Source organism: Pseudomonas sp. SZ40 (assembly GCF_052958135.1).
Map to the genome: position 1 here is coordinate 347,721 of NZ_JBQWIF010000002.1, position 20,248 is coordinate 367,968.

Sequence of the window (20,248 nt, forward strand, 5' to 3'; positions counted from 1 at the left end):
CTATTCCTTGAGAGTGCGCGCCCGGGTCACTGGTTCCACTGTTCATCCTGAGAGCGCTGGTACCACAGCGCAGAGCCTCGCTTACAGCTCGAAACGTCGCACCGAGGCCTGCATCGCCTGAGCCGAGTTGTCCATCTGCACCAGCATGCTCGCCAGCTCCTGCATGGCCTGGTTGTTACGCTGGGCGACCTCGCTGATCATCTCCACCCGTTCGGCGACTTCATTGCTGGCTTTGGATTGTTCGGTGATGGTGTGGGAGATCTCGTCGACCATCTGAGCCGAGCGCTGTACGCCCTGGCGAATCTCGTTGATGGAGGTATTGGCCTGTTGCGCCATGCCGACGCCCTCGTTCACCCGGCTGACCCCCGAGTCCATGCTTTTTACCGCCTGTACCGTGGACTCGCGGATACGCTGGATCATGCCGGTGATTTCCTGGGTCGATTGCGCTGTGCGCGCTGCCAGGCTGCGTACCTCGTCGGCCACCACGGCGAAGCCACGCCCGGCTTCACCGGCGCGTGCCGCCTCGATGGCTGCGTTTAGCGCCAGCAGGTTGGTCTGCTCGGCGATGCTTCGGATCACCTGGATGATCGAGTTGATTTCCTCGGATGACTGGCCGAGTGCGGTGATGGTCCGGGACGACTGGTTGACTGCGTCAGCGATGTGATTCATGCCGTCGACCACACCGAGAATCACATGCCCACCGCTTTTCGTCAGGTGCTCCGAGTGTTCGGAAATGTCTCGGGCGCTGCGGGTGTGTTCGGCGATCTGGGCGATGTTGCCAATCATCTGTTCCATGGCGGCGGCCATGCTGGTCGCCCCGTCAGCCTGCTCGCTGGCGCCTCTGGCGACTTCACCGGAGGTTTCACTGAGGTTGTGGGAGGCCTTGCGAAGTTCTTCGCTCTCGGTACGAATGGTCTCGATCATTCGGCGCAGGCTGGCCTGCATCTCCGCCAGGGCCTGCTGCAATTGCCCGGCCTCGTCCTGGCTGTCGACGCTGATGGTCGTGCTCAGGTTGCCCTGAGCCATGGTGCGCGCTGCATGGATGATTTTCGCCAGCGGTTGCAGGACCGATTGCAGCAGGCGTCGGGTTATCCACAGGATCAGCAGGCACGCCAGGCCCAGGCTGCTCCACTGCCACCAGGAGGCCTGGCGCACCATGGCTTCGGTGTCCGTGCGGGTCTGTGCGACGCTGGCCTCGATCTGCGCGCTGATCGCCTCGTTGCGCTCTTCCAGTTCACCGAAGCTGCGCGAGAATTCGGGCATCAGCGTGCGTGCTGCCGCCGGGGCGACGAGGGCCTGCCCGACGATGCGGGTTGCGGACTGGATATAGTTCTCGAGAACCGGGCCAAGCTCATCGATGGCCTGGCGAATGTCGGCTGCCAACGGCAGCTTGGCGTTTTCTGCCATTGCCTGGCGAAAGCGATCGCTGTGCTCCTGCAGATCGTCGCGCACCTGCGTGACTGCAGCGCTGTCGCCGGGAGCGGTCAGGAACGCACCGAGCACATCGGCACGCAGGGCGTCGTGCATCATGTCGCCGTCCATGTGATTGCGCAGTGCATTGGCATTCACTTCGTTGGCGACCAGAGCATCGCTCAGCAGCGCCTGCCCCCAGAGGCCGATGCCCCCACCAGAAGCGTGGCAATGATGCTGACGGCCCCACAGGCAAGCATCTTCTGGCGGATGTTCATGGCGCCGCTCCTGGCTGAATCGGGCCCGTTGAGCCCGTTCAGCGGAGATTAACGCTGCTCGCTTTGCGGTGTCACGCGCAACACTTCTTCGATGGTGGTCTGGCCGGCGGCGATCTTCTGCGCGCCGGACAGACGCAGGCTGCGCATGCCGTCCTTGAAGGCCTGGCGACGCAGTGGGGTGAGGTCGGTGTCGGCACTGATCAATGGCTTGAGGCTGTCGTTCAGGACCATGATCTCGTACACCCCGGCGCGCCCGCGATAACCGGTTTCCCGACACTCCACGCAGCCCACGGCGCGGTGCGCGCCGGTTGGCAGCGGGGCGTTCCAGGGCCGGGTCAGTTCTTGCCAGTCTGCCTCGTCGAGTTCCAGCGGCGCCTTGCAATGCGGGCACAGCGTGCGCACCAGGCGCTGGGCCATGACGCCGAGCAGGGTGGCCTTGAGCAGGTAGTGCGGCACGCCCAGTTCGAGCAGGCGGGTAATGGCGCTTGGCGCGTCGTTGGTATGCAGGGTCGACAGCACCAGGTGGCCGGTGAGTGCCGCCTGGATGGCCATCTCGGCGGTTTCCAGGTCGCGGATCTCGCCGACCATGATGATGTCCGGGTCCTGACGCATCAGCGCGCGTACACCGCTGGCGAAGGTCAGGTCGATGTTGTGCTGCACCTGCATCTGGTTGAAGGCGCCCTCGATCATCTCGATGGGGTCTTCGATGGTGCACACGTTCACCTCGTCGGTCGCCAACTGCTTGAGCGTGGTGTACAGCGTGGTGGTCTTGCCCGAACCAGTGGGGCCGGTAACCAGAATGATGCCGTTGGGCTGACGGGTCATGCTTTCCCAGCGTTTGAGGTCGTCCGGGCTGAAACCCAGTTGGTCGAAGCCGCGCAGCAGCACGTCCGGGTCGAAGATCCGCATCACCATCTTTTCGCCGAAGGCGGTCGGCAGGGTCGACAAGCGCAGCTCGACCTCGTTGCCGGCTGGTGTCTTGGTTTTCACCCGGCCGTCCTGGGGTTTGCGCTTTTCGGCGACGTTCATCCGCCCCAGCGTCTTCAGGCGGCTGACGATGGCCATGGTCACCTGGGCCGGGAATTGGTAGACGGTGTGCAGCACACCGTCGATGCGAAAGCGCACGCTACCCTGTTCCCGTCGCGGCTCGATGTGGATGTCACTGGCGCGCTGCTGGAAGGCGTACTGGAACAGCCAGTCGACGATGTTCACCACGTGGGCGTCGTTGGCGTCCGGCTCCTGATCCTGGGCACCGAGGTTGAGCAGTTGCTCGAAGTTGCCGACGTTGCTGATCTTCGCGTCGCTGTTGGTCGCGCCGCTGACCGAGCGGGCCAGGCGATAGAACTCCACCGTGAAGCGCTGGATGTCCGCCGGGTTGGCCACCACGCGTTTGATCGAGCGCTTCAGCACGTGGATGAGGTTGGCTTCCCAGCCATGCATGAAGGGCTGGGCACTGGCGATGGTCACCGATTCGGCGTTCACCGCGACGGCGAGGATCTTGTGGCGCTGGGCGAAGGCGTAGGACATCAGCGGGGTGACCGCTGCGGCGTCGATCTTCAGTGGATCGATGCGCAGGTACGGTTGGCCGGCCAGTTGAGCCAACCACTGCGTCAGGCTTTCCAGGTCGAGCTTGCGACCTGCGCGTGTCAGATCATCCAGCTGCTGGGCCGCAAGAAATTCCAGAGGATGCAGATCGTTATTGGCACCGCTGCGGCGGATCGCCAGGCATTGCTCGGCACTCTCCTGGGCGATTCGCCCCTGGGCCACCAGTTCACGCAGCAGCTCGTTGAGGTCCAGCAGGCGGTCGGGGGCTTGAGGCGAGAGGCTGGACATGCGGGCTCCTGGGGATCCGGTAAAGGGTGTGCTCCGTGCTGGCAGTCAGCATGCCTGATTGCAGTGACGTTGACTAAGCGCCGGTTCAAAGCTTGAGCAGGCTCTGTGTGCGGTCACTCTTTTACAGGTGGCTGCTCGTCGCGCAGGGGCAACTGCTCCTGCTGATGCGGCTGATCTTGAGTGTCGGCCTTGGCACTTTCGTCTTCCAGGCTCTGCACTGCCAGAGCGGGTGGCGGGGTCAGTCCCATGGACACGTAGATGCTGGTCAGTGCGTCGACGCCCATGTTGGCCGGCTTCACCCATTCCGCCGGTACATAGAGCAAGCCGCCGCCGATGGGGATCGGTGCGGTGGGCACGAGAATCGCGAAGTGCGGACGGCCTTCCAGATCGACCGGTTGCGAGCTGGGCTGCAGAGCCAGCACGGCCACGCCATCGCCGCCGAAGAAACACCATACCGGGCGCATGCTGGTGATGTCGGTGTTCTTCTTGTCCAGCAGGCCGACGAAGCGGTCAGCCAGATTGTAGAAGTTGCCGATCAGGGGTGTGCGGCGCAGGGTTACGTCGATCAGCCAGCCCAGCGGTCTGCGCAAGCCCAACTTTACGGCGAGGCCGAGTGGATAGAGGCTGATCAGCAGGACCAGAGTGCCGAGCAGGTAGGCCAGGTAGGGGTTGCTCGCGAAGGGCGTGCCCAGGGCCGCGAAAAGCCTACCGATGGCCGTGGAGGGGCCGATCAGGTTGTTCAGCAGGCTGACGATCCAGGCCAGCACCACCATGGTCAGCGCCAGTGGCAGCAAGGCCAGCAGGCCGGTGAGCCAGGTCGCGATGATGGATTTCAGGCTGAGTTTGAACATCGATGGGGCGTCCTGTCTTCGAGCGAGGCAGGTAGGCGAGCTACCTGCCGGGTTTGTCAGCCGTTTTTCAGCAGCGTTTTCCAGGGCTTCAGACTCATGATGATCTGCGCCTGGGTCATGCGTGGCTCCAGTTCTTCTGGACTCAGTGGACGCTTGGCCAGTTCAGCCAGTTTGTTCAGCTCACCGAACAGGCGATCGGTCTCGGCAACGTCGAGCACGTCACGCGCCAGGTGCAGCCAGAGCAGCAGGCGTTCGAGGCGCGGCAATTGTTCGGCGAGATCTTCGGGCTGCTGCTGGTAGCGCTTGAGCTGCAGATCGCGGCCTTCTTCAGCGATGAAGGTGGGCAGCCAGCTTTGCAGGGCCGCAGCACCCTGGCGGTCGCCCCGTTTGTTGCGCGAGGCCGTCCAACTGCGGGCCAGCAGCCAGCGCGAGGCATTCAGCGAGAACAGGCCCCAGCGGGTCTGTGCCAGTTCGGCGGTGAATTGCGCGGGTGCGTCCTGGCGGGCGGTGTCATCCTGCTGGCCGGCCAGCACCCGTGGGCGCCAATCTTCGAGCAGGGCGTCGAGTACCTTGCGCAGCTCACTGCTGCTGGCCCGTGGTGCGGCCTGGCCGAGGCTGCCGAGCAGGGCGCGCAGATCCACCAGGCAGTTCAGCCAGTCGACCAGCAGGCGCCAGTGGCCATTGTGACGGTACTGTTCGGCGAGGCGCTGGCTGCTGCCGAGCAGGAACCAGCCGATGGCGGCGACGGCGTCGTCCAGGCTCTGCTCGGCCTGCAATTGCGGTGTGGGCAACTGCAGGCTGTAGCTGGCTTCGTCGAACAGACGGTACCCGCGCTCGGCCTTGCTGATGTCGCACGGCATCAGGGCCAGGTCGGCGGCCAGTTCAGCGGCCAGCTCCAGCAGCGCTTCGGGCTCGCCCTGGCGCAATTCGAGTTCCAGTTCGCAGATTTCTTCCTGCTGCTTGCCCACGATCACCTTGCCCAGATCGAGGGCGGCCTCGATGACCACTCTGGCCTTGCCGCGGCCCCAGGCGATCTCGGCGCGCTGACGAACGAAGTCGGTGGTGAAGATCGGCTTCAGCTGTTTCTTGTCCAGCTCTGCCAGGCTGGCGGGCCAGCAGCTGTCATCGAGTTTCTTCAGATCCAGTTTGGCCTTGGTCAGGTACCAGTCCCACTCGTTGCGCTCGGACAGCCCGGCGACGCTCTGACCGCGACTCTTCAGGGTCTGAATCACCTGATCGCCATCCTTGCGCAGGCGCAGGGCGACCTTGGCGCCGGCGAGGTCGCGCGCTTCGGTGTCGAAGTACTGGTTGAGCAGCTCGCTCGTCTCCCAGCCACCCTTGCTGCGTTTCTTCAGCAACGGGTGGGTTTGCAGGGCAGCCAGGGTTTCGCGACTGGCGCGCAGTTTGATTTCGGTTTCTTTATTCATTGCGAGGGCTCGGTGAAGCGGCGACGGCGGCGGGGATTGCACGGTGCGGGACGCTGCCCGGCACCTTAGGCCGTACAGGGTAGTGGAAAAGCGCGACGGATGCAGGTCGGCGAACGGTCATCGTGGAGCGGGAGGCAGTGGCTGGACTGTGCATTACCATAGCTTTACCGATATTTCCCCGGCGTTCGCGGAAAATCCGTCACGAAATACGTCATTGTGACGGAACGATGACACGCGCTGGCTTGCCCAGGATGTCATCCGTATACTTGCCGCCTCTTTGACAGACAGGGGTCACCCCCATGCCAAGCAATCCGTTCATCAGCAGCCTTTTTGGCCGCTCGCCGATCGGGCCGATGCAACAGCATATCGCCAAGGCTCACGAGTGCGCCGCCAATCTGGTGCCATTCTTCGAGGCGGTCATGGCCGAAGACTGGACACGCGTCGAGCAGGTGCAGCAAGAGATGGTTCGCCTGGAACACGATGCGGACAAGCTCAAGAAGAATGTGCGCATGCACCTGCCCAAGAGCCTGTTCCTGCCCGTGCCACGTTCCGATCTGCTGGAATTGCTCAGCACCCAGGACAAGGTGGCCAACCGGGCCAAGGACATCGCCGGGCTGATGCTGGGCCGCTCCATGACCATTCCCGTCGACCTGCAACCGCTGATGTTGGCGTACGTGCGTCGTTGCGTGGATGCCAGCGCCCAGGCGCTGAAGGCAATGAAGGAGCTGGATTCGCTGCTCGAGGCCGGTTTCGCCGGTCGTGAGGCCACCCTGGTCGAGCGCATGGTCGAGGAGCTCGAAGAAATCGAGCGCGAGACCGACCGCCAGCAGATCGAGGTGCGCCGCACCTTGTTCAAACTGGAAAAGGATCTTCCCGCAGTCGATGTGATGTTCCTCTATCGGATCATCGACTGGGTCGGAGACATTGCCGATCGCGCCGAGCGCGTGGGCAACCGGCTGGAACAACTGCTGGCGCGCTAAGCCGCCAGCATCCTTTCTGGGTTTACAGGTAAATCTCTATGTCTCTTGTCGCGGACTACGGTTTCGTACTCCTCGTGATGGCCTGCTGCTTTGGTTTGTTCATGGCGTGGGGTGTCGGTGCAAATGATGTGTCCAATGCCATGGGCACGTCGGTGGGTGCGAAGGCACTGACCATCAAGCAGGCGATTCTCATCGCCATGGTTTTCGAATTCTGCGGTGCCTACCTTGCCGGTGGCGAGGTGACCGAAACCATCAAGAACGGCATCGTCGATGCGTCGGTGATTCCCGCCGACATGTTCGTGCTGGGCATGATGGCGTCTCTGCTGTCTGCCGGTACCTGGCTGCTGATCGCCTCGCTGCGTGGCTGGCCGGTATCGACCACGCACTCCATCGTTGGCGCGATCATCGGCTTCGCTTCGGTCAGCGTGTCGGTCGATGCGGTGAACTGGGGCGGCCTGGTACCGATCGTCTCCAGCTGGGTGGTCACTCCGTTCATCTCCGGCTTGCTCGCCTTTGGCCTGTTCATGAGCGTGCAGTGGTTGATCTTCGACACCGAAGACCCGTTCCGCAATGCCAAACGCTGGGTGCCGGTGTACATGTTCCTGACCGGTTTCATGCTGGCACTGATGACCTTCACCAAGGGCCTCAAGCACGTTGGCCTGAACTTCACTACCGGCCAGAGCATTCTGCTGTCCGCCGGTGTCGGCCTGCTGGTCGCCGGTCTCGGCATTCTCCTGTTGCGCCGTATCAAGCTGGACCCGGAAGCCGACAAGGATTTCCACTTCGCCAGCGTCGAGAAAGTCTTCGCGGTGCTGATGATCTTCACCGCCTGCTCCATGGCCTTCGCCCATGGTGCCAGTGACGTCTCCAACGCCGTGGGCCCGCTGGCTGCGGTCGTTGGCGTGATCGAAGCCGGTGGCGACATGGCGATTGGCGGTCAGTCTTCGGTGCCCGGCTGGGTGCTGCTGATGGGCGCCGTGGGTATCGTCATCGGCCTGGCCACCTACGGCTGGAAAGTGATTGCCACCATTGGCAAGAAGATCACCGAGCTGACCCCAAGCCGAGGTTTCGCCGCCGAGCTGGCCACCGCGGCCACGGTGGTCGCTGCATCTGGCATCGGTCTGCCGATCTCCACCACGCACACGCTGGTGGGCGCGGTACTGGGTATCGGCCTGGCACGCGGTATTGGCGCCCTGAACCTGGCCGTGGTCGGCAAGATCTTCACGTCCTGGGTGGTCACCCTGCCAATCGGCGCGGCGCTGGCGATCATCTATCTGGAAATCTTCATGCTGATTTTCTTGTGATCCTCTGACGGTCTGCTGCGCGTCGGCACTGCGGGTTAAAAACAGGCTCGGATAGCCGCTTGCGGCTAACGCGCTTAAGCGCGGCCCGAAGGTCGAGCGACGCGAGTAATGCTCATGTACAAAAGTACAGTCGCCCGCGACCCCGGCCGCTTCCTCGCCTGTTTTTGCGGGGCCGCCTAGGCCTTGCATTGCTCTAGCTCGCTAGACCTCGAAGAACTCTGGCTGAGCGGCAATTCTCCATTGGCGGTTCTCGCGGGCCTCGCTTCTCTTTATGATGAGGCGACCGACCCGAGAGAGCCGCCATGTCATTTACCCTCAAGGATCGTTTCGCGGCGCTGATTGCCGCGCCATCGGTCAGTTGCACGCAGCCTGCGCTGGATCAATCCAACCTTCAGGTCATCGATCTGTTGGCCAACTGGCTGAGCGACCTGGGTTTCACCTGCGAGAAACAGCAGGTCGAGCCGGGCAAGTTCAACCTGATCGCGACCCTTGGCAGTGGCCCTGGCGGCCTGGTACTGGCCGGGCACAGCGACACCGTTCCCTTCGACGAAGCCTTGTGGCAAAGCGACCCGCTCAAACTCACCGATACCGGTGATCGCTGGGTAGGCCTGGGCGTGTGCGACATGAAGGGCTTCTTCGCGCTGATCATCGAGGCCGTTCAGGGGCTGCTCGACCAGCCGTTCAAACAACCGCTGATCATCCTTGCCACCTGTGATGAAGAGAGCTCGATGTCGGGCGCTCGGGCCCTGGCCGAAGCCGGGCGGCCGCTTGGCCGCGCGGCGGTGATTGGCGAGCCGACCGGGCTCAAGCCGATCCGCCTGCACAAGGGCGTGATGATGGAGCGCATCGATATCCTCGGGCAGAGCGGGCATTCCTCCAATCCGGCGCTGGGGCATAGCGCGCTGGATGCCATGCACGACGTCATGGGTGAGCTGATGCAGTTGCGCCGCCAGTGGCAGCAGGAGTACCGCAACCCGCAATTCAGCGTGCCGCAGCCGACCCTCAACTTCGGTTGCATCCATGGTGGCGACAATCCCAACCGGATCTGCGGGCAGTGCTCCCTGGAGTTCGACCTGCGCCCGTTGCCGGGCATGCAGCCGGAAGCCTTGCGCGCGGCAATCCGTCAGAAGCTGCAGCCTCTGGCCGAGCGTCATGAAGTGAGCATCGACTTCGCCCCGCTGTTTCCCAGCGTGCCGCCGTTCGAGCAGGTCGCCGATGCCGAGCTGGTACGCCTTGCCGAGCGCCTGACCGGGCACACCGCAGCTGCAGTGGCCTTCGGTACCGAGGCGCCGTATTTCCAGCAGCTTGGCTGTGAGACGCTGGTGCTCGGCCCGGGCGACATCGACTGTGCCCACCAGCCTGGCGAGTACCTGGATGTAGACCGCCTGCAACCCACGGTCAAGCTGCTGCAACAGCTGATCCGTCACTATTGTCTGTAAAACAGGGAGCCTGCCGCTGATGCCTTTGCGACGACGATAACGCACTGAGCCTGCCTGCGAAGCGAGTGCTTCGCGCCCACCGATGCTTCTTTCGTTTTCACAAAGGTTTCGCTGCACATGCACGACTACGTCAACTGGCTTCGCCACGCTTCGCCCTACATCAATGCCCACCGGGACTGCACCTTCGTGGTCATGCTGCCCGGCGAAGGGGTGGCCCACCCCAATTTCGGCAATATCGTCCACGACCTGGTGCTGTTGCACAGCCTGGGCGTGCGATTGGTGCTGGTGCATGGCTCGCGCCCGCAGATCGAGGCACGCCTGAGCAATCGCGGGCTGACACCGGTCTATCACCGCGACCTGCGCGTGACCGACAGCCCGACGCTGGAGTGTGTGATCGACGCAGTCGGCCAGTTGCGCATCGCCATCGAGGCGCGCCTGTCCATGGACATCGCCGCCTCGCCGATGCAGGGCTCGCGCCTGCGGGTGAGCAGCGGTAACTACGTCACCGCACGGCCCATCGGCGTTCTGGATGGCGTCGACTATCACCATACCGGCGAGGTGCGGCGGATCGACCGCAAGGGCATCAATCGCCAACTCGACGAGCGCAATATCGTGCTGTTGTCGCCGCTGGGGTATTCACCCACCGGCGAAATATTCAACCTGGCCTGCGAGGACGTGGCCATGCGCGCGGCCATCGATCTGGCGGCCGACAAGCTGATCCTGTTCAGCAGCCAGCAGGGGCTGCTCGACGACGACGGCAAGCTGATCCGCGAACTACGCCCGCAACAGGTTCCTGCCCATGTCTCGCGCCTGGGAAGCGACTATCAGGGCGAGCTGCTGGATGCCGCCGCCCAGGCCTGCCGCAGCGGCGTCAAGCGCAGCCATATCGTCAGCTACACCGGCGACGGCTCGCTGCTGACCGAGCTGTTCACCCGCGATGGGGGCGGCACCCTGGTCGACCCCGAGCAGTTCGAATCGCTGCGTGAGGCGAACATCGGCGACGTCGGCGGGTTGATCGAGCTGATCAGCCCGCTGGAAGAACAGGGCATTCTGGTGCGCCGCTCTCGGGAAGTGCTCGAGCGCGAGATCGGCCAGTTCAGCATCGTCGAGCGCGACGGCATGATCATCGCCTGCGCCGCGCTCTATCCGATTGCGGACTCGACTTGTGGCGAGCTGGCGTGCCTGGCGGTCAATCCCGAGTACCGCCACGGCGGGCGCGGTGACGAACTGCTCGAACGCATCGAGGAACGCGCCCGGGCCATGGGCATCAACACCCTGTTCGTACTCACCACCCGCACGGCGCACTGGTTCCGTGAGCGCGGTTTCGAGCCCAGCAGCGTCGAGCGCATGCCAGCGGCGCGGGCTTCGCTGTACAACTTCCAGCGTAATTCGAAGATATTCGAGAAAGCGCTCTAACAGGCCGTTGCCCCCTCAGTTGCACCGGTCGACGTAGACGCCCAGTGCGCAAAAAGTTGCGCACTGGGTTGTGCGTAAAATTGTAGATTGATCGCCGCAAAGCCCGGTATCGCTGAGCTCAAAGCCCCATGCGCAAGAAGTTGCACAGTGGTGCGCAACTTCTTGCGCGATTTTCTGAGGAAATCCTTGGAAAGGACGCGGAAAAACGTGCTGCCGATACTCAAGTATCTGTTTTTAATACACTTTTAAAATTTTGGCATGGAGCTTGATGATGGATGTGGGAGCCCTGGCGATTTCGCCATCGGGCAACCCAAACATTTGCAAGGAGCGCATCCATGGCAACACCAGCGTACATGTCCATCACGGGCGAAAAACAAGGCCTGATCACCGCCGGCGCGTTCACCGCTGACTCGGTTGGCAACACCTATCAGGAAGGTCACGAAGACCAGGTCATGGTTCAGGGCTTCAGCCACGAAGTGATCATCCCGCGTGACCCGCAGTCCGGCCAACCGACCGGTCAGCGCGTGCACAAACCCGTCGTCATCACCAAGGTTTTCGACAAGGCTTCGCCTCTGCTGCTGGCCGCCCTCACTTCCGGTGAGCGTATGAGCAGCATCGAAATCCAGTGGTACCGCACCTCTGCCCAGGGCACCCAGGAGCACTACTACACCACCAAACTTGAAGACGCGATCATCGTCGACATCAAGGATTACATGCACAACTGCCAGGATCCGTCGAACGCACACTTCACCCACCTGGAAGATGTGCATTTCACCTACCGCAAAATCACCTGGACCCATGAAGTATCCGGTACTTCGGGCTCCGATGATTGGCGTTCACCGGTCGCTGGCTAAGCCCGCCGACCGTTTAAGCATCGGCCAGCTCTGCTGGCCGATGCTGTTTGCGCACTTCAAGAACGTCAGCGTCTGCAAGTGCCCTGCCTGGGTGTTGCGGTCGCTTCTGCATTGCACGAGGAACAAGGGATGTTCGCGCCGGCCAATCAGACCCACTTCAGCCTGACCGTAGAAGGGTTTACGAACGATCTTCAGGTATTCGCCCTCACCGGCCGAGAGGCTATCAGCCAGCCGTTCGTGTTCGATGTGGAACTGGTCAGTGAACAGCCTTCCCTTGCGCTTGAAACGTTGCTTCACAAGCAGGCGTTCCTGCAGCTCTCGCCTGACGGCAGTGGTATTCATGGGCAGATCTACCGCGCCGCCCAGGGTGAGTCGGGCAAGCGCCTGACCCGCTATGCGCTGACCTTGCGCCCACAGCTGGCCTATCTCGCACACCGTATCAACCAACGCATCTTCCAGAACCTCACGGTGCCGAAAATCATCGGCCAGGTGCTCGAAGAGCACGGCATTCAGAGCGATGCCTACGAATTCAAAACCGGTTCGGTCTATCCCGAGCGCAGCTACTGCGTGCAGTACGACGAATCGGATCTGCAGTTCATCCAGCGCCTCTGTGAAGAAGAAGGGATCCATTACCACTTCCAGCACAGCGCCGAGGCCCACAAACTGGTATTTGGCGATGACCAGACGGTGTTCCCCAAACTGGCGCCGGTGGCCTATCAGCAAGACTCTGGCATGGTCGCCAATGATCCGGTCATCAAGCGCTTCGACCTGCGCCTGGAAACCCGCGCCAGCCGCACGACCCGCCGCGACTATGACTTCGAGAAACCGCGCCTGACGCTGGAAAGCGAAAACCGTAGCGACGCCCTGCCCGATCTCGAAGACTACGACTACCCAGGCCGCTTCATTGACCGCGAACGCGGCAAGCACCTGGCCAAACGCGCCCTCGAACGCCACCGCAGCGACTACCAGCTTGCCGAAGGCAAAAGCGATCAGCCGCTGCTGGTCAGTGGCCATTTTCTCGCCCTGACCCAACACCCCAAGGCCAAATGGAATGACCTGTGGCTGCTCACCGAAATTCTCCATGAAGGTAAGCAGCCCCAGGTGCTGGAAGAGTCGGTCAGCAGCGACACCACCGACCTGAAAGACGACTTTCATCAGGGTTACCGCAACCGCTTCCAGGCCACCCCATGGGACGTGCCCAACCGTCCGCCCCTGCACCAGCGCAAACCACGCATCCTTGGCAGCCAGAGCGCCGTCGTCACCGGCCCGCCCGGTGAGGAAATCCACTGCGACGAGTACGGCCGGGTGAAGGTGCAGTTTCACTGGGATCGTGAAGGCCAAGCCAACGACAAGACCAGTTGCTGGCTGCGCGTTTCCAGCGCCTGGGCAGGCGCCCAGTACGGCGGTATCGCCATCCCGCGCATCGGCATGGAAGTGTTGGTGACCTTTCTCGAGGGCGACCCGGATCAGCCGCTGATCACCGGCTGCCTGTTCCACAAGGAAAACGTCGTTCCCTACGACCTGCCAGCCAACAAGACCCGCAGCACCTTCAAGACCCTGAGCTCCCCTGGCGGTGGTGGTTACAACGAACTGCGCATCGAAGACAGGAAAGGCCAGGAGCAAATCTACCTGCACGCCCAGCGCGACTGGGACGAGAACGTCCAGAACAACCAGAAGATCCGCGTCGGTAACGAACGCCACGACACCGTCGAGCAAAACAGCTACAGCGAATTCAAGGCCGAAGAACACCACACCGTGCACGCCGACCGCAAAGTCGAAGCGCGGGCCGATGACCACCTGACCGTGGGCGTAAACCAGCATGTACAGATCGGCACCGGCCAGTTCATCGAAGCCGGCCAGGAAATCCACCTGAGCAGCGGCCTGAAAGTGGTGCTCGAAGCCGGCAGCGAGCTGACCCTCAAGGCCGGTGGCAGCTTCATCAAGATCGACGGCGGTGGCGTAACCCTCAGCGGGGCGGTGGTTAACATCAACTCGGGAGGCAGCCCGGGCAGTGGCACGGGAGCGGTGCCGTTGCTGCCGGGGCCGCTGAAGCAAGCGGATGCGGACAAGGCAGGGAAGCTGCTGCAAAGGGCCCAGCCAGCGCCGAGGCTCGCACCACCTAAAGGAATCTGCCTTGAATGCCTGCGCAAAGCCATGCTTGAAAGCAGCGCGACGCTTGCGGGAGTAATGGCATGAATGAGCAAATTTCGGCACGCACCGATTGGGAAGCGGCAATTGCTGCAGGCCACACCGTGGCAATAGTGGTAGAGCTCGGGCTGCTATCACCCGAGCTACGCTTGGCACTTTTTACAGAGCACTCGGTTTTTCCTCTGCTGCAGCAGCCTGAGGTCGCGCATTTAAGTGCAGAAGGCCCAGCTCTTATCGAGCTCAGTGGCCAGCCGTTCGCCAAGTACACGCAGCTCGACGAGCGTCTTGCCAAGGGAGCACGGCAAGGTTGGTTAAGCAGCCAACTTGATATCCGAGAACTGCAGAACCATCTCGGCGATGCCTTGGTCTGCCGCAACATCGATGGCGAAACCCTGCTGATCCGCAGTTATGCGCACAACGTATTGCCAACCCTGAATGCGCGTCAGGAGCAGCCTTGGCACACATGGTTGTTTGGCCCCATCGTCTATTGGTGGTTGCCCACCTCACAAGGTTGGCAGCGCGTCGAAGGGCTGGCGCGAAGCGACCTGCCGCCGTACCACCCCATCGAACTCGACCAGCCGCTCGTGGACGCACTGGGTGTCGACCCGCATGCCCAGGCGCTGGTTGCCGAGTTGCAGGGCAACGCCCCCGAGGTGTTCAACAGCGAATGCCATGGTGAGCGGCTGAACCAAGCCAGTCAGGCGTTAGCCCAGGCGCGCAAGGCAGGCCTGTCGCGCCCCTCGGATCAATACTTTTACGCCCTTTACAGCCTGCTGGGCGGTAAAGCCATCGACCAGAATCCACATTGGCCCGCCATGCTGCAAAGAATCGAGCGTGACGGCCATGCTCTGGCCGACGTCCAGCTCGAACAGGATGAACAGTTGGATAATCAGGGATGAGTTGGCACAAGCTCATGCGGAGCAGAGGCACCTTAAGCGCGGTATTTATAGTCGCTTTCGCACTTGCCTATATCGCCTGGGCCTATATGCAAACGCCAGGCGCGATGCTCTATGTGCATAACCATACGGATCGCCCAATATTCAGCTACTCGGTCAACGATGCATGGGGCGGCAATGCGTCAGCTTATGGCGGGGGCGGTGCTAGTTGCTGCTCGCGTATCGAAGGCGATGTGCTGACAGTGGAATGGATTAAAGGACGTACCGGAGCCCAAGTCCGCCAAAGCGTGCAAAAAGAAACCGTGACGCTGGAAATATCCAACCCGCCTCGTACCCGCCAAGACAAGTACCTACATGTGCACTTCTTCCCCGGCGACAAAGTGCGTTTATTCTGGAGTTCCACTCCAGGCAGTCCCTATAAGGGGCTTAAGGAAGCACCGGGAAAAGAGTTTTAACAGTGAAGCAAGTCAATGAACTATTCCAACGCTGGAAATTACTACCCGCAGCAGCTAAATCCCTGCTTAAGCTTGCGCTTCTTGGACTATTGGTACTTGTCTATGTGGCCTGGTCTTACACTCAGATGCCAGGTGCCATTCTCTATGTACATAACCATACAGATCGTCCCATTTTCAGCTATGCGGTCAACGAAGCCTGGGGTGGCAACGCGTCCTCTTATGGCGGAGGCGGTGCTAGTTGCTGCTCGAGCATCGAAGGCGATGTGCTGACGGTAGAGTGGGTAAAAAGTATTACACAACCGCAGTACGAGGCAGGCCTGCGTGAAGAAACGCATACGCTTGCGGTTCCCAATCCGCCACGCACCCGGCAAGACAAGTACCTACATGTGCACTTCTTCCCTGGCGACCAGGTGCGGTTGTTTTGGAGCCCTACCCCAGGCAGTCCCTACAAGGGGCTCAAGGAAGCACCGGATAAAGAGGTTTAACAGTGAAACAAGTCAATGAACTATTCCAACGCTGGAAATTGCTACCCGCAGCAGCTAAATCCCTGCTTAAGCTTGCGCTTCTTGGACTATTGGTACTTGTCTATGTGGCCTGGTCTTACACTCAGATGCCAGGTGCCATTCTCTATGTACATAACCATACAGACCGCCCCATTTTCAGCTATGCGGTCAACGAGGCCTGGGGCGGCAATGCGTCCGCTTATGGCGGAGGCGGAGCTAGTTGCTGCTCGCGCATCGAAGGCGATGTGCTCAAGGTGGAGTGGATAAAAGGACGTACTGGAGCACAAGTTCGCCAGGGAGTGCAGAAGGAAGCCGTAACGCTGGAGGTACTCAATCCTCCACGCACCCGACAAGACAAGTACCTGCACGTACACTTTTTTCCGGGTGACCAAGTTCGTTTGTTTTGGAGCCCCAACTTGGATAGTCCCTTCGAAAACCTCAAGGAAGCACCCGATAGCAAGGAGCAAACACCATGAGCAACCGCATTACCGAACAGGCAGCAGCTATGGCAGCTCGCTGTCGTGCCTCGCCAGACAACCCGCATATCACAACCTGCGAACATAGCCTGCGTATTGGTTTTTTCTTTGATGGTTTTGGTCGTCATCGCATTAAAGACATACAAACTGGACGGGTCAGCAATGTCGGCAAACTTTACATGGCTCACTCCGATCTTCTTGAAGATAATAAATCCTTCAGCTACCGAAAATTTTATGCATCCGGCCTAGGCGAAGATTTTTCTGCCGATCTGAATGTCACTGCCAATAGTGCCGTGACCAGCTTTGGAAAAACGGCTAGCGAAGTCCCCACCGATATGGCCGAGGAGCAGGCCATAGAGGCTGCCAAGGATGCCCTCGACTCCAAACGCAGTTGGTGGGAGCGCATAAGTCGCAACCTGAAAGCGCTGTGGCATAACCCGGGCAAGATAGCGGGCGTAATTAAAGGTGCGGCAATCGACGCCACCATCGAAGCGATAGCTCCAGTGCGTGACAACCGCTTTGCCGCTGAGTTGCTGAAGACCGGAGCAGATACTCGTATTCAAGGTGCAATTGATTTTCTGAACGAAGCCATTCGCAAAGCCGAAGCTCAGAGCGATCAGCCCCCACTGAAATACATCGAGCTGACCGTGTATGGCTTCGACTACGGCGCCACGCTGGCACGTGCATTCCTCCATGAATTGCTAAGCCGTGAGCCACAAGCGGCCGAGGGCTCATATCGCTACCTGGGCAAGGAGCTGAATATTCTCTTTGCTGGTTTGTTCGATGGCGTTGACCGCAGCCATGTCGACTTCCCCTACTTGCCCCTACCGCTACGTACCGCACTAGACGATGGCGGCCCTCTGCCCAATCGGGTGAAACAGGCACTGCATCTGGTAGCCGCCCACGAACGACGCTTTTACCGGCGCGCACGCTTGCTGGGCGCCGCTCAACCGAATTGGCGAGAAAAGTGGGTAGCCGGTGTGAGTGAGGACGTAGGAGGCAGTCTTCTATCTGGGGAGCAGAAACCCAGCTCAGAACTGGCCTTGGTAAGCTTGCATGAGATGTACCACGCCGCTCGACGCGCGGGAGCGCCATTTCCAAGCCTCGATGAACTGTACGAGACAGACGCAGATACGGCCGAGCTTTTCGTTTTCAACGACCACTTCGAGCAAAGCAGCGCCAAAGGGCTAAGCCGCCATTACGAACGCGAAGTGCAAGCCAGCCTTGCCGAAGTCAAGGCTTTCAAACCTGCTTACGCTGGTGCACCCATGCGCCACGAGCAGCAGCAGTTCGCCGCCCATATGCGTGTTTACATCCGTTGGATGGCCGCACTCTGGGGGCCTTATCACGCGCGCATCAAGCAACTCAACGAAGATGAAGACCGGCTGCGTGCCAGCGCGACTGGCAATATGGCTGGCATGCTGGGTATCCCTCGGGAAAGCGCCGCGCAGCGCCAGGCGCGCGAACAGAGCCTGAGGGCAATTAGCCAGGAAAAGGCGCAGTTGCGTACCAACCTTGGCTGGCTGGAGGAAGTCAATGAAGAAGCGGTACGCATGCGCTCAGCACTGAACAATCCAGCTAGAGGTTGGGGCGCCGCTGGTACGCGAGAGCAAGCAGATTTATGGGTAGTGCTTCTGTTGGCATGGTTTGAAGAGCCCTCGAAAGGCGTCAGCGAACCCGTACACCGGCTATTTGGTCACTTCGTTCATGATCGCCTCGCCGTAGATACAGCCCAACGCTCGTTAACGCAGCTGACAGGGCAAAACTTCTTCGCTATCCGAGGGTTCGATTTGCCAAGTTAGCGGGACTCGGCAATTCGCAGCACATTCCAGGATGTGCAAGTTCGCCAGCGATCCTTGGTGTATAAAGCCATTGCTGCTGAACGGGAAAGGCTACTCAAGGAATCGAATCAGGCGCGTTTTTTTGTGACGGAGGGATTGGGTGCGGCGCGGTTGATTTTTTCTGCGCTGAGTCGGCGCTGGCCTTCTCCGTCGACCCAGCCGGCTTCCCAGGCGGCAGCGGGGACGCTGTCATCGAAGGGCTGCGCGGTTGAGGGGTGGCCTGCCAGACCAGCCATGTAGCCCTGTTGGTAAGCCTTGGTAAGGCTTTCCAGGCTCCAGTGCTGGTCTTTTTCGCGGTGGTTCATGAGATGGGTTCGCATTGAGTGCCTGCAAACAATGCTAGCCAAATACGGCGGGTGTAACCGGGCCGCTGGTCTCGGATTTATGACCACTGGCTTTTTTTGTGACGGGGTTGGCGTGAGCGATCGAGCTATCGCTCAGACCGCCAACGCCAGGATGCTGGCCTGATAGGCAGCGGCGAAGCTGTCGAAGTCACCGTCCTCATGCACTTCCAGTTCGGCCTGCTCCTGCAGGGAACGCTGCGCAGCCTGCTCGAATTCGGCCTGTTGCTCGGCACTCAGCGGTTGCCCGCGGAAATGCTCGGCATGGCGCTTGCTCTGGCGCAGGGAGAAGGCCGAAAAGCTCTCACCCTTCTGCAGTTCTGCCAGCACCTGAGCCGATGGCGTCAGGCTGGCGTCGTCGATTTTCGCACGCTGTGCCTGCAGGGCACTGGCGTGGGCTTCGCCACCCTGGCTACCGTCGAGCAATCGGGTGATCGCTTCGATACCGTCCAGCAGCTCATGAGCCCAGCTCTGCAGCACCACCGGCCCACCCTGGCGATGCAGGTGCAGGCCGGGACGGCGACCTTCCTTGACCACCTTGAGGAAGTTGTCGGAACAGCTGCCGCACTCGCCATTGCTCAACTGCGGGCTGTCCTGCAGGGCGCAGAACAGCAGGAAAGCATCGAGGAAGCGCGATTCGGTGAGGTCGATGCCCAGCGGCAGGAACGGGTTGATGTCCAGGCAGCGGGCTTCCACGTACTGCACGCCACGGGCCACAAGCGCCTGAATCGGCCGCTCGCCGCTGTAGGTCACGCGTTTCGGGCGGATGTTGGAGTAGTACTCGTTTTCGATCTGCAGAATGTTGGTGTTGAGTTGCAGCCAGTCACCGTCCTTCTTGGTGCCGATGTCGACGTAGGGCGGGTAGGGCGTACCGACTGCCTGGCGCAGGCTGTCGGTGTAGCTGGCCAGGTCGTTGTAGCAGGGCGTCAGCCCGGCCTGGGCCTCGCTCTGATAACCCAGGTCGCTCATGCGCAGGCTGGTGGCATAGGGCAGATACAGGGTGTCGGCATCGAGTTCCTGCAACTGATGGGCACGGCCGCGCATGAAGTTCTTGTCCAGCGCCGGTGATGCGCCGAACAGGTACATCAGCAACCAGCTGTAGCGGCGGAAGTTGCGGATCAGCGCGATGTAGCGCGACGACTGATAGTCGCGGGCGCTGCGCGTGTCGCCTTCGGCCTGCTGCAGCACGGCCCACAGCTGCTCCGGCAGGGAGAAGTTGTAGTGAATGCCGGCGATGCACTGCATGGTCTTGCCGTAACGAAGGGCCAGCCCCTTGCGGTAGACGTACTTGAGCTGGCCGATATGCGAGTGACCATAGCGGGCGATCGGAATGGTCTCTTCGTCCGGCAGCGGGCCAGGCATCGACGGGCTCCACAGGAACTCGCCGTCGAGCTTGCTGTAGACGAAGCGGTGGATGCGGTCGAGCTCGTCCAGGGTGTCGCGCGGATCGACGGCGGTCGAGGTGATGAACTCGAGCAGTGACTCGGAATAATCCGTGGTGATCTGCGCGTTGGTGAGCGCCGAGCCGAGAGCGACCGGGTGCCCGCTCAGTGCCAGTTCGCCTTCGCTGTCGACGCGCAGGCACTCGCGCTCGATGCCGTGCAGGCACTGGGAAAGCAGGGAAAGGTTGGCGTGCTCACCGAGCAGTGCCAGACGGCGGGAGAACAGGTCGCTCAAGATTGCATTCCTTCACGCAGCGGTCGCCCCAATATGGGGGTGGATTCTGCACTCTACAAGGGGGCGAATGGCTGACGTTGGTCGTCTGGCGATAAGAGCGTGCATTCTAACGCTGCAAG

At 61.1% G+C, this 20,248-nt stretch carries 18 protein-coding genes and 1 pseudogene; 12 read left to right on the top strand and 7 right to left on the bottom strand.

The genetic code is table 11. The annotated features are described in order from the left end of the window. Nucleotides 1-81 precede the first annotated feature (81 nt). The 5 genes and pseudogenes from ACT9T4_RS03550 to ACT9T4_RS03570 form a co-directional block, all read right to left on the bottom strand. Nucleotides 82-945: a methyl-accepting chemotaxis protein gene (locus ACT9T4_RS03550; protein ID WP_499115572.1), complete on the bottom strand. Its 864-nt coding sequence runs from the start codon at nucleotides 943-945 to the stop codon at nucleotides 82-84. Between the two features lie 42 nt (nucleotides 946-987). Then, a pseudogene (locus tag ACT9T4_RS03555) lies at nucleotides 988-1,542 on the bottom strand (methyl-accepting chemotaxis protein); the annotation flags it as partial. A 194-nt stretch (nucleotides 1,543-1,736) separates the two neighbouring features. Continuing rightward, a complete protein-coding gene (gene tfpB / locus ACT9T4_RS03560; protein WP_499115520.1) occupies nucleotides 1,737-3,521 on the bottom strand; it encodes a type IV pilus assembly ATPase TfpB in 1,785 nt (594 codons plus the stop codon). A 113-nt stretch (nucleotides 3,522-3,634) separates the two neighbouring features. Then, nucleotides 3,635-4,372, bottom strand: a complete 738-nt coding sequence (locus tag ACT9T4_RS03565) for a DUF502 domain-containing protein (protein WP_257026973.1) — start codon at nucleotides 4,370-4,372, stop codon at nucleotides 3,635-3,637. A gap of 56 nt (nucleotides 4,373-4,428) precedes the next feature. Further along, nucleotides 4,429-5,799: a CYTH domain-containing protein gene (locus ACT9T4_RS03570; RefSeq protein ID WP_042552325.1), complete on the bottom strand. Its 1,371-nt coding sequence runs from the start codon at nucleotides 5,797-5,799 to the stop codon at nucleotides 4,429-4,431. A gap of 299 nt (nucleotides 5,800-6,098) precedes the next feature. Between ACT9T4_RS03570 and ACT9T4_RS03575 the strand changes: the two genes are divergently transcribed. From ACT9T4_RS03575 to ACT9T4_RS03630, 12 genes are all read left to right on the top strand, one after another. After that, entirely contained in the window at nucleotides 6,099-6,779 is a 681-nt protein-coding gene (locus ACT9T4_RS03575) for a TIGR00153 family protein (RefSeq protein ID WP_042552326.1), read from the top strand. A gap of 38 nt (nucleotides 6,780-6,817) precedes the next feature. Continuing rightward, the gene (locus tag ACT9T4_RS03580) at nucleotides 6,818-8,083 is read left to right on the top strand and encodes an inorganic phosphate transporter (RefSeq protein WP_042552327.1); all 1,266 of its coding nucleotides are present in this window, start codon (nucleotides 6,818-6,820) and stop codon (nucleotides 8,081-8,083) included. A 302-nt stretch (nucleotides 8,084-8,385) separates the two neighbouring features. Further along, complete coding sequence (argE, locus tag ACT9T4_RS03585; protein WP_042552328.1) at nucleotides 8,386-9,522, top strand: acetylornithine deacetylase; 1,137 nt, start codon at nucleotides 8,386-8,388, stop codon at nucleotides 9,520-9,522. A 117-nt stretch (nucleotides 9,523-9,639) separates the two neighbouring features. Next, complete coding sequence (gene argA, locus ACT9T4_RS03590) at nucleotides 9,640-10,938, top strand: amino-acid N-acetyltransferase (RefSeq protein WP_042552329.1); 1,299 nt, start codon at nucleotides 9,640-9,642, stop codon at nucleotides 10,936-10,938. 128 nt (nucleotides 10,939-11,066) lie between these two features. Further along, nucleotides 11,067-11,207, top strand: coding sequence for a hypothetical protein (locus ACT9T4_RS03595; protein WP_499115522.1), 141 nt, complete (start codon nucleotides 11,067-11,069; stop codon nucleotides 11,205-11,207). Nucleotides 11,208-11,273: 66 nt separating this feature from the next. After that, nucleotides 11,274-11,792, top strand: a complete 519-nt coding sequence (locus ACT9T4_RS03600; protein ID WP_499115525.1) for an Hcp family type VI secretion system effector — start codon at nucleotides 11,274-11,276, stop codon at nucleotides 11,790-11,792. Between the two features lie 129 nt (nucleotides 11,793-11,921). Beyond that, a complete protein-coding gene (locus ACT9T4_RS03605) occupies nucleotides 11,922-13,988 on the top strand; it encodes a type VI secretion system Vgr family protein (protein ID WP_499115527.1) in 2,067 nt (688 codons plus the stop codon). Continuing rightward, nucleotides 13,985-14,839, top strand: a complete 855-nt coding sequence (locus ACT9T4_RS03610; protein WP_499115529.1) for a DUF4123 domain-containing protein — start codon at nucleotides 13,985-13,987, stop codon at nucleotides 14,837-14,839. Before ACT9T4_RS03605 ends, ACT9T4_RS03610 begins: the two co-directional genes overlap by 4 nt. Further along, nucleotides 14,836-15,291, top strand: coding sequence for a DUF3304 domain-containing protein (locus ACT9T4_RS03615; RefSeq protein WP_499115531.1), 456 nt, complete (start codon nucleotides 14,836-14,838; stop codon nucleotides 15,289-15,291). The genes ACT9T4_RS03610 and ACT9T4_RS03615 overlap by 4 nt, the downstream gene beginning before the upstream one ends. Before the next feature lie 2 nt (nucleotides 15,292-15,293). Beyond that, nucleotides 15,294-15,776 carry a DUF3304 domain-containing protein gene (locus ACT9T4_RS03620; protein WP_499115532.1) on the top strand — a complete coding sequence of 161 codons (483 nt, stop codon included), beginning with the start codon at nucleotides 15,294-15,296 and terminating at the stop codon, nucleotides 15,774-15,776. Nucleotides 15,777-15,778: 2 nt separating this feature from the next. Then, nucleotides 15,779-16,270, top strand: coding sequence for a DUF3304 domain-containing protein (locus ACT9T4_RS03625; RefSeq protein WP_499115534.1), 492 nt, complete (start codon nucleotides 15,779-15,781; stop codon nucleotides 16,268-16,270). Continuing rightward, nucleotides 16,267-18,072 carry a hypothetical protein gene (locus ACT9T4_RS03630; RefSeq protein WP_499115536.1) on the top strand — a complete coding sequence of 602 codons (1,806 nt, stop codon included), beginning with the start codon at nucleotides 16,267-16,269 and terminating at the stop codon, nucleotides 18,070-18,072. The genes ACT9T4_RS03625 and ACT9T4_RS03630 overlap by 4 nt, the downstream gene beginning before the upstream one ends. A 107-nt stretch (nucleotides 18,073-18,179) precedes the next feature. Here the strand turns inward: ACT9T4_RS03630 and rmf are convergent, their stop codons facing one another. Together rmf and gshA are read right to left on the bottom strand one after the other, a co-directional pair. Further along, nucleotides 18,180-18,416 (bottom strand): ribosome modulation factor, encoded by a 237-nt coding sequence (gene rmf / locus ACT9T4_RS03635; protein ID WP_499115538.1) that lies wholly within the window; start codon nucleotides 18,414-18,416, stop codon nucleotides 18,180-18,182. Nucleotides 18,417-18,548: 132 nt separating this feature from the next. After that, nucleotides 18,549-20,129: a glutamate--cysteine ligase gene (gshA, locus tag ACT9T4_RS03640; RefSeq protein ID WP_179539748.1), complete on the bottom strand. Its 1,581-nt coding sequence runs from the start codon at nucleotides 20,127-20,129 to the stop codon at nucleotides 18,549-18,551. Between the last annotated feature and the right edge of the window lie 119 nt (nucleotides 20,130-20,248).

Excerpts from the sequence above, each read along its gene's own strand:
- ACT9T4_RS03550 (WP_499115572.1), bottom strand. The coding sequence starts at position 945 with ATGCAGGCCAGCCTGCGCCGAATGATCGAGACCATTCGTACCGAGAGC.
- tfpB (WP_499115520.1), bottom strand. The coding sequence starts at position 3,521 with ATGTCCAGCCTCTCGCCTCAAGCCCCCGACCGCCTGCTGGACCTCAAC.
- ACT9T4_RS03565 (WP_257026973.1), bottom strand. The coding sequence starts at position 4,372 with ATGTTCAAACTCAGCCTGAAATCCATCATCGCGACCTGGCTCACCGGC.
- ACT9T4_RS03570 (WP_042552325.1), bottom strand. The coding sequence starts at position 5,799 with ATGAATAAAGAAACCGAAATCAAACTGCGCGCCAGTCGCGAAACCCTG.
- ACT9T4_RS03575 (WP_042552326.1), top strand. The coding sequence starts at position 6,099 with ATGCCAAGCAATCCGTTCATCAGCAGCCTTTTTGGCCGCTCGCCGATC.
- ACT9T4_RS03580 (WP_042552327.1), top strand. The coding sequence starts at position 6,818 with ATGTCTCTTGTCGCGGACTACGGTTTCGTACTCCTCGTGATGGCCTGC.
- argE (WP_042552328.1), top strand. The coding sequence starts at position 8,386 with ATGTCATTTACCCTCAAGGATCGTTTCGCGGCGCTGATTGCCGCGCCA.
- argA (WP_042552329.1), top strand. The coding sequence starts at position 9,640 with ATGCACGACTACGTCAACTGGCTTCGCCACGCTTCGCCCTACATCAAT.
- ACT9T4_RS03595 (WP_499115522.1), top strand. The coding sequence starts at position 11,067 with ATGCGCAAGAAGTTGCACAGTGGTGCGCAACTTCTTGCGCGATTTTCT.
- ACT9T4_RS03600 (WP_499115525.1), top strand. The coding sequence starts at position 11,274 with ATGGCAACACCAGCGTACATGTCCATCACGGGCGAAAAACAAGGCCTG.
- ACT9T4_RS03605 (WP_499115527.1), top strand. The coding sequence starts at position 11,922 with ATGTTCGCGCCGGCCAATCAGACCCACTTCAGCCTGACCGTAGAAGGG.
- ACT9T4_RS03610 (WP_499115529.1), top strand. The coding sequence starts at position 13,985 with ATGAATGAGCAAATTTCGGCACGCACCGATTGGGAAGCGGCAATTGCT.
- ACT9T4_RS03615 (WP_499115531.1), top strand. The coding sequence starts at position 14,836 with ATGAGTTGGCACAAGCTCATGCGGAGCAGAGGCACCTTAAGCGCGGTA.
- ACT9T4_RS03630 (WP_499115536.1), top strand. The coding sequence starts at position 16,267 with ATGAGCAACCGCATTACCGAACAGGCAGCAGCTATGGCAGCTCGCTGT.
- rmf (WP_499115538.1), bottom strand. The coding sequence starts at position 18,416 with ATGAACCACCGCGAAAAAGACCAGCACTGGAGCCTGGAAAGCCTTACC.